Source organism: Streptomyces sp. P5F9, from assembly GCF_057961495.1.
Genome location: NZ_JBXVPZ010000469.1, coordinates 1 through 7,307, shown reverse-complemented (window position 1 = coordinate 7,307; position 7,307 = coordinate 1). Strand labels below are relative to the sequence as shown.

6 protein-coding genes and 1 pseudogene are annotated in these 7,307 nt (G+C 70.5%); 3 read left to right on the top strand and 4 right to left on the bottom strand.

Going from position 1 to position 7,307, the window contains the following annotated elements:
* Positions 1–133: 133 nt before the first annotated feature.
* A complete protein-coding gene (locus AC31A1_RS42745; RefSeq protein ID WP_489658474.1) occupies positions 134–1,090 on the bottom strand; it encodes a 3-oxoacyl-[acyl-carrier-protein] synthase III C-terminal domain-containing protein in 957 nt (318 codons plus the stop codon).
* Between the two features lie 474 nt (positions 1,091–1,564).
* Between AC31A1_RS42745 and AC31A1_RS42740 the strand changes: the two genes are divergently transcribed.
* Positions 1,565–1,915: an antibiotic biosynthesis monooxygenase family protein gene (locus tag AC31A1_RS42740; protein ID WP_489658473.1), complete on the top strand. Its 351-nt coding sequence runs from the start codon at positions 1,565–1,567 to the stop codon at positions 1,913–1,915.
* Positions 1,916–1,925: 10 nt separating this feature from the next.
* On the opposite strand, the gene AC31A1_RS42735 is transcribed toward AC31A1_RS42740, so the two are convergent.
* The 3 genes and pseudogenes from AC31A1_RS42735 to AC31A1_RS42725 form a co-directional block, all read right to left on the bottom strand.
* Positions 1,926–4,478 carry a hypothetical protein gene (locus AC31A1_RS42735; RefSeq protein WP_489658472.1) on the bottom strand — a complete coding sequence of 851 codons (2,553 nt, stop codon included), beginning with the start codon at positions 4,476–4,478 and terminating at the stop codon, positions 1,926–1,928.
* Positions 4,479–4,614: 136 nt separating this feature from the next.
* Positions 4,615–4,873: pseudogene (locus AC31A1_RS42730) on the bottom strand (PH domain-containing protein); the annotation flags it as partial.
* 95 nt (positions 4,874–4,968) lie between these two features.
* Positions 4,969–5,361, bottom strand: a complete 393-nt coding sequence (locus tag AC31A1_RS42725; protein WP_489658471.1) for an ester cyclase — start codon at positions 5,359–5,361, stop codon at positions 4,969–4,971.
* A 124-nt stretch (positions 5,362–5,485) separates the two neighbouring features.
* On the opposite strand from AC31A1_RS42725, the gene AC31A1_RS42720 reads away from it, so the two are divergent.
* Entirely contained in the window at positions 5,486–6,073 is a 588-nt protein-coding gene (locus AC31A1_RS42720) for a PadR family transcriptional regulator (RefSeq protein ID WP_489658470.1), read from the top strand.
* Between the two features lie 20 nt (positions 6,074–6,093).
* Positions 6,094–7,083, top strand: coding sequence for an NADPH:quinone reductase (locus AC31A1_RS42715; RefSeq protein ID WP_489658469.1), 990 nt, complete (start codon positions 6,094–6,096; stop codon positions 7,081–7,083).
* Positions 7,084–7,307 lie beyond the last annotated feature (224 nt).

Here is a 7,307-nt window from a genome sequence, read left to right as displayed (position 1 = left end):
GGTATCAAGCGGGGTCGGTCTCAGGCGGGAGCGGTCTCAAGCAGGGCGAGTATCAAGGCGGGGCGGGTATCAAGCGAGGTCGGTCTCAAGCAGGGCGGGAATCAAGCGCGGTCGGCCTCAAGCGCGGTCGGTCTCAGGCGATCCGGGTCCGCAGGGCCGGGTCGGTAGCGGGTACGGCCCGGTTGGCAGCGGCCCGGTTGGCAGCGGGTGCGGCCGCGGCATCCGCGCCGGGTGTGTCGACGTGCGGCACGGTCGGCAGTTCCGGCCACACCAGGGCCGCCGAGCCCCAGGTGAGTCCGGCGCCGAAGGCGGTCAGCAACACCCGTTCCCCGGCGCGGAGTTCATCCCGCGCGGCGGCGTCGGCCAGGGCCAGCGGGATGGACGCGGCGCCGGTGTTGCCGACGCGCGCGATGTTGGTGACATGCCGTTGGCCGGGCACCGGGATGCGGTCGCCGACGGCGGACAGGATGCGGGCGTTCGCCTGATGGGCGCAGAACCGGTCCACATCCCCGGCCGCCCAGTCCGCGCGCTTGAGCACGGTGTGGGCGGACTGGGTCATACGGATCACCGCATGCTGGAACACCTCACGCCCCCGCATACGGAAGTAACGGTCACCAGGGCCGAATTCCCCGGGCCGGGAACGCTCCCGCGCACCGCCGCCGGGCACCTGGATCAGCTGGTCACCCGAGCCGTCGCTGCCGAGGTCCAGCGCCAGCACTCCGCCCGACTCGTCACGCTCACCGCGCCGTAGGACCACCGCGGCGGCGCCGTCGCCGAACACGATTCCGGCGGAACGATCCTGCGGGTCGAGCAGCGTCGAGTACACCTCGGCCGCGACCAGCAGGACACGGTCGGCACACCCCGAGGTCAGGGCACCGACGGCGGCGGCGAGGCCGTAGACGAAGCCGCTGCACGCGGCGGAGACGTCCCACGCGGCGGGCAGGGCGTGGTTCGGCACCGCGTCCGGGGGGACGAAACCGGCGATGCCCTCAAGGACGGCCGTCTGCGGCGTTCTCAAGAGCGGGGCTGCGCTGGGCAGTCGGAAGGTCACACACGCCTCGATGGGGAAGTGATCTTGGACGAGCGGCACGACTGTAATTCGGATCAAGAGAGGGGTGTGGGCGTGACGCGATTCGAACACGTGCGCAGTTTCGCGCGCTCGTCCGCAAAAGCCCAGCTCAGCGGGGGAAGCGAGGAAACGTTACGTCTGTTATGTCGTACGGAGATCACCCAAAAGAGGGCGGTTGGAGGCGGCCGTTCGACACACAACCGCCCATGGGGTCACGTCAGTTCGCGAAGTGGGGCGTCAAGTGGCCCGGGGGCGGGGCGGTGAGGAGGGCGTGAGTGTCCGTAAGGGCGGCGGCGGTGACGGCCCTGGCGAACGGCCGTACTGGTGACGGCAGTTCGGAGGCACACGACGCGGGCTCCCGGTCGTCCCGCCCCGCACGGGTGCCTTCTTGCCGACCGCCGCCGGTCCGCTGGACGGGCGGCACGCCGGGAGGGCCTGCGCCCCTGAAGTCATACCCGTGGAAGCCCGAGCCCCCGCCTGTTGAAGAATGGCCCCATGAGCATCGTCAAGATCAACGTACTCACCGTCCCCGAAGAGCAGCGCGAGACCCTGGAGAAGCGGTTCGCGAACCGGGCCGGGACGGTGGACGGCTCGGACGGCTTCGAGTGGTTCGAGCTGCTCCGGCCCGTCGAGGGCACCGACACCTACCTCGTGTACACGCGCTGGCGCGCCGAGGAGGACTTCCAGAACTGGATGTCGGGGATGGGGCAGGCCGCCCACCGCGGCGCACCCCAGGAGGGCGGCGCGCAGGGTTCCCCGCAGGGTGAGCGGCCGAGGCCCGCCTCGACGGACTCGACGCTGTGGACGTTCGAGGTGGTGCAGCAGGCGGGGCCCAAGGAGGGCTAACCGTCGCCGGTCAGGTCCTGACCGTCAGGTACAACCACCCACCCCACGTACTCACGTTGGTCGCATCCTTCGCGCTCGCCACATACTCGGTCCGCACCCGGAACTTCTGGTTGACCGCATTCGTGAGGCTCAGGCTGGTCGCGCCGACGCTGCCCGTGGCCAAGGAGAAGCAGCTGGACGTGGTGAGTGTGTGCCAGGCCTTGTTGTAGTACTCCTGGGCCTGGAACCGCAGGCACTGGCCGGACTTGTCCGGCGTCACCGTGCCGGTCACCTGGGGCTTCACCGTGTGGTGGTAGACGCGGTAGGTGACCGTGCCGTACTTGGTGCTGGTGTAGTAGCCGCCCAGCTTCTCGGCGATCCCCACCTGGTCGTGGACGGCGCGGGTGGCCGTCGCCGGGGCGTAGCGGTAGTCGCCCGCGAACGACGCCGTGAACGTCGTGTTGTGGGTGAGCTTGTACGTCGCCTTCAGGTTGCCCTCGCTGTCCACGGCCGCGGTCTTCACCAGCGTCTTCTTGCCGCCCGCGGGCGTCGCGTAGATCGACACCGTACGGCTGTTGTACGTCGTGCCGAGGTGGGCGGTGACGGTGGCCGTCGCGCCGTAGGTGTACGTCGACTCGTTGCTGGTGACGGACACGGCCGTCGCGGCGCGGGACACCTGGACGGTCGAGGACGCGGTGGCCGCCTGGTGGGCGGCGTCGCCCGGGTAGTCGACCTTGTAGGTGTTGGCGCCGCCGACCGCCGGGGTGTCCTTGACGGTGATCTTCCCGTCCGTACCCACAGGAACCGTCCAGGTGACGGGAGTTGAGGTGTGGGCCAGGTCCGTGCGGGACACGGTGACCGTCTCGCCGGCGGGGTACGGGGCGTCGCCCAACGTGCCGCCGAACGTCAGCGCGGCGCCGCGCGTGGCGGTCGTCGGGGGCTTGAGGGCCAGGGTCGGGGTGTACGGCGAGACGATCAGGGACGCGTCGTCGGTCGACGGCTCGTGCTCGGTGTCGCCCGCGAAGGAGAGGTGGTAGGTGAACCATCCGGCGATGCCGGGGGCGTCGGTGACCGTGAACTTCGAGGTGGCCGGATCGACGGTGACCGACGGGAGTTGGACCGTCTCGTGGGTGTCCTCGTTCGTCCGGGACACCTCGACGGTGGTGCCCTGGGGGAAGGTTCCGAGGTCCCGCGAGCTCAGGGAACCGCTGAGGACCACCGAGCGGGGTCTCGCCGAGACGACATCCTGGATGACGCCGGTGTCCAGCCGCCCCACCTCCACGTCCAGCGAGGTCGTCGCGGGCCGGTGCGCCGCGTCCCCGGCGTACGACACCTGGTAGGTGTAGCTGCCTTCGTCGGACCGGGTGTCGGTGATCGAGAACGTGCCGTCCGCGCCGACCGTCGCGTCGGGCAACTCCGTTCCGTCACGGGTGACTTGGAGCTTCGCTCCGGCCGGGACGAAGCCCTTGGTGGTGAGTGAGCCGGTGAGCGTGAACTGGCGGGTGGGAACCGCGTATCCCGAGAGGTTCAGGGCCAGTTGGGCGTCGGTGAGCTTGGGCGCGCTCAGCACGTTGAGGGTGTAGGCGCCCGAGGCGTCGTGCGTGACGCCGTAGAGCGTCCCGCCGTCACCTCCCCACATCAGGCCGTCGGGGGCCAGGGTCCCGGCGGGCAACTTGACGTAGTCCTCGGCGAGTTGGGAACCCGCGTAGAGGTACACCCCGGGCGCCGAGCCCTCGGTGCTGCCGACAGCGATCGTGCCGTCGGTGTCGAGGGTGAGCGAGTTCGGCGCGGAGGGGATTCCGCCGGTGTAGTACACAGAGGGGTCGGCCATCGCCATGTCCGCCGTGCGGTAGGCCCGCAGGGCGACATCACTGGACGTGGCGAGCAGCACCTGCTTGCCGTCGGCGGTGACCTGGAACCCGGTGGTCGGACCGCCGGAGACCGCCAGGTGGGTCATGGCGGTCGCCGTACCGGAGGAGACGTCGAAGGTGGCCACGTCGGTCGTGCTCGGGCTCATCTCCCCGGCCGCGAGGACACCGCCGCCCGTCGCGAGCTGCGGCGCGTCAGGCCAATTGGCCAGCACCGACTGGGGTGTTGCGACCGGCTCGGCGGCGGCCGGGTCCACGGACCCGACGGCTCCCCTGCCGTCCACCGTCCCGCCGTACCAGACCTTCCCGCCCGCCACCGCGACGGAGACGGGCCCGCTGCCGGTGCCCGTCGCGTAGCGCGCGGACTCGGTCAGCGTCGCCGTGTCGATCGCGGCGACCGCGTCACCGTCCGCGAGCGCCGCGTACAGCGTGCCGCCGTCCGGGGACAACGCCAGCCCCGTGGCGCCCTGTTCGCCGGTGAGGGTGGTGACGGGGTTGCCGGCCAGGTCCGTCACCACGATGCCGGTCGAACCGGCGCCCTGGCTGAAGAAGAGGTGCTGGTGAGCGGTGTCGACCAGCATGTGCGCGTAGTGGGACAGCGGCAGCGCGGCCGTGCTGTCGGCCCAGGCGGCGGTGCCGGTGAGGCCGACGGTTGCGGTGGTCAGCCCGGCGACGACCGATATCGCCGCCGTGAGCGAGACCTGCTTGAGGCGCAATGAAGCTCCTGTTGAAAGTGTGAACAAGCAGGTCGGACGATAACTCGCCCGAGTGACAGGCTGACCAGCCGGAATGCCATCTCCTGGCAAAGAACCCGCCCAGGGCGCCCTCGCGCGGAACACGCGAAGAACCCGGCTACGACGCCCTCGCACGGACCCTCGCTACGACGGCTCGCGCACCGCCCTCAGCTCGCACAGGACGAGCGCCAGGTCGTAGCACGAGCGCCAGGTCGTCCGGCGCCGCCGCGAGCCTCACCAGCCGCCCCCCCGTCGTCGAGTTCGGCGATGTGCCACCCGCTGGGCACGGTGTCGCCGTCGCCGCCCCGCACCCGTCGTACCGCCCGGACGGTGAGCCGTTCCACCGGGATCCGGCGCGCCCCGGGACGGCAGGTCACCTCATGGACGTCGGTCATGACCCGAACTCTGCCCTGGCCGGCGCGGCAAGGGCTTGTGGGATCTCCGGCAGAGAGCTCACCCGGCGCTACGAGGTTCACGGCGCCGGTACGGCACCGATCTGCTGCATCACCCCGAGGAGGTCGGGCTGAGCCCGTTCGCCGACGATCCGGCCGTCGGCCAGGTAGTAGAAGTTCATGGCCTGCACCGAGATCTTGTTGCCGCTCGCCGGGATCCCGAAGAATTCACCGTCGTGAGTTCCCCGCATGGTGAACCGCGCGGCCACGGTGTCGCCTTCGGTGACCGTCTCCTCCAGCGTCCACTGGACGTCCGGGAAGGCACCGCGCATCATCCCGATGACTTCCATGTACCCACCGGGCCCCCGCAGTGGTTCCGGGTGACTCGGCGCGTGGAACACCGCGTCCGGAGAAATGACCTCGCGAGCGAGACCCTCGTCGCCCGTGTTGATGAACTCCACGAAGCGGTTCATCACTGACTCGCTGGACAGTGGCGGCATCTTGCTGTGCCTCTCCCAAGACGGTGGATGGATACCTGGCAGCTTACATCGAATCGATGTACACATCGATTCGATGTTCACGTGCGACGATGGACGCATGCTGGAACTCGCGATACTCGGCTTCCTCGCCGAGGGACCCCTGCCCGGACACGAGCTGCGCCGCCGCGTCTCACAGCTGACCGGCTACACGCGGCCGGTCAGCGACGGCAGCCTGTACCCGGCGATCAACCGTCTGACCAAGGCGGGCTTGATCGAGCGGCACGCAGACCCGGCCGCGGGGGCGGCCCGGTACGTGCTCAGCCTGACCGCGGCCGGCCGGGCCGACATGCTCCAGCGCCTGCGCAAGCCCGCCGACCACGAGATCACCGACTTCACCAGGTTCTACGTCATCCTGGCGTTCCTCTCCCACCTGCCCGACGTGGCCGAACAGCACGCGGTGCTGCGCAGACGGCTGGAGTTCCTCGAAGAACCGGCGAGCTTCTTCTACGACAACGAGCGGCCCCTGCGTGCCGAGGAGATCCCCGACCCCTACCGGCGCGGCATGCTGCTCACCGCCCGCGCCACCAGCCGCGCCGAACGGACCTGGCTGCGCGAGTCCCTCGGCGAGGAACCGCCCGCATTCGACACCACAGGCACCGACAGTGATCCGCATGCGCCCGCCGCTCCCGCCGCTCCCGCGAACTGACCGCCCACGGAGGAACCTCGATGCTTGCTTCCTGGTACGACGACCAGGGCCCCGCCGCCGATGTCCTGCACGTCGGCGAACTCCCTGATCCCGTCCCCGGCCCCGGCCCCGGCGAGGTCCGTGTCCGCGTCACCGTCTCGGGCGTCAACCCGGGCGACACCAAGAAACGGCGCGGCTGGCTCGGCTCGTCCATGCCCTACCCGCGGGTGATCCCGCACAGCGACGCCGCCGGAGTCATCGACGCCGTGGGCGCCGGAGTCGACGCCCGCCGCGTCGGACAGCGGGTCTGGGTCTACGGCGCCCAGTCCTACCGCCCCTTCGGCACCGCCGCCCAGTACACCGTCGTACCCGACCACCAGGCCGCACCCCTACCCGGCCACCTCAGTGACGAGCTGGGCGCGAGCCTCGGCATCCCCGGCATCACCGCCCACCGCACCGTCTTCGCCGACGGCCCGGTCGACGGCCGACTGGTCCTGGTCCACGGAGTCCTCGGCGGCGTCGGCTCCCTGGCCGCCCAGCTCGCCCACTGGGCCGGCGCGACCGTGATCGCGACCGTCCGCCGAACCGCGGACCTCGACCACGTCGACCCGGCCGTCGTCTCCCACGCCGTCGCCCTGGACACCGGCGACCCCGCGGCGGCCATCCGCGCGTACGCCCCGCGGGGCGTCGACCGGATCATCGAGGTCGCGCTGTCCGACAACGCCGACCTCGACAACGCCGTCGCCGCCGACAACTCCGTCATCGCCGCCTACGCCACCCGCACGGACCGCACCGAGATCCCCTTCTGGCCCCTGCTGTTCAACAACGTCACCCTGCGGCTGCTCGGCAGCGACGACTTCCCCGCCGAGGCCAAGCGCCAGGCCGCCCGCGACCTCACCTCCGCAGCCGCCGTCGGCGCCCTCACCGTCGACGTCCGCGACCGCTACCCGCTGGACGACATCGCCAAGGCCCACGACCACGTCGACACCGGCGGTGTCCACGGCCGCATCCTGGTCACCCTCCCCCAATAGCGCCCCCAATAGCGCAGACTTCGCTGTCAAACGACTCGATGGATGACAAGGGACACGGGCTGCCCGCAGGAGGCACGAAGAGGGCGAGAAGAAGGTGAGAAAAGAGAGGTGCGCGAGATGTTTGAACCGCCGCGAAGCGGTGAGGCGCGCTGAATGCGTGCTTCTTCCACCGCCTCCACCGCCTCCGCCGGGACCCCCGGCTCCCCTCAGGCCCACGGTTCCAC

Coding starts and splice junctions, on each gene's coding strand:
- AC31A1_RS42740 (WP_489658473.1), top strand. CDS start 1,565: ATGAGCATCGTCAAGATCAACGTACTCACCGTCCCCGAAGAGCAGCGC.
- AC31A1_RS42725 (WP_489658471.1), bottom strand. CDS start 5,361: ATGAACCGCTTCGTGGAGTTCATCAACACGGGCGACGAGGGTCTCGCT.
- AC31A1_RS42720 (WP_489658470.1), top strand. CDS start 5,486: ATGCTGGAACTCGCGATACTCGGCTTCCTCGCCGAGGGACCCCTGCCC.
- AC31A1_RS42715 (WP_489658469.1), top strand. CDS start 6,094: ATGCTTGCTTCCTGGTACGACGACCAGGGCCCCGCCGCCGATGTCCTG.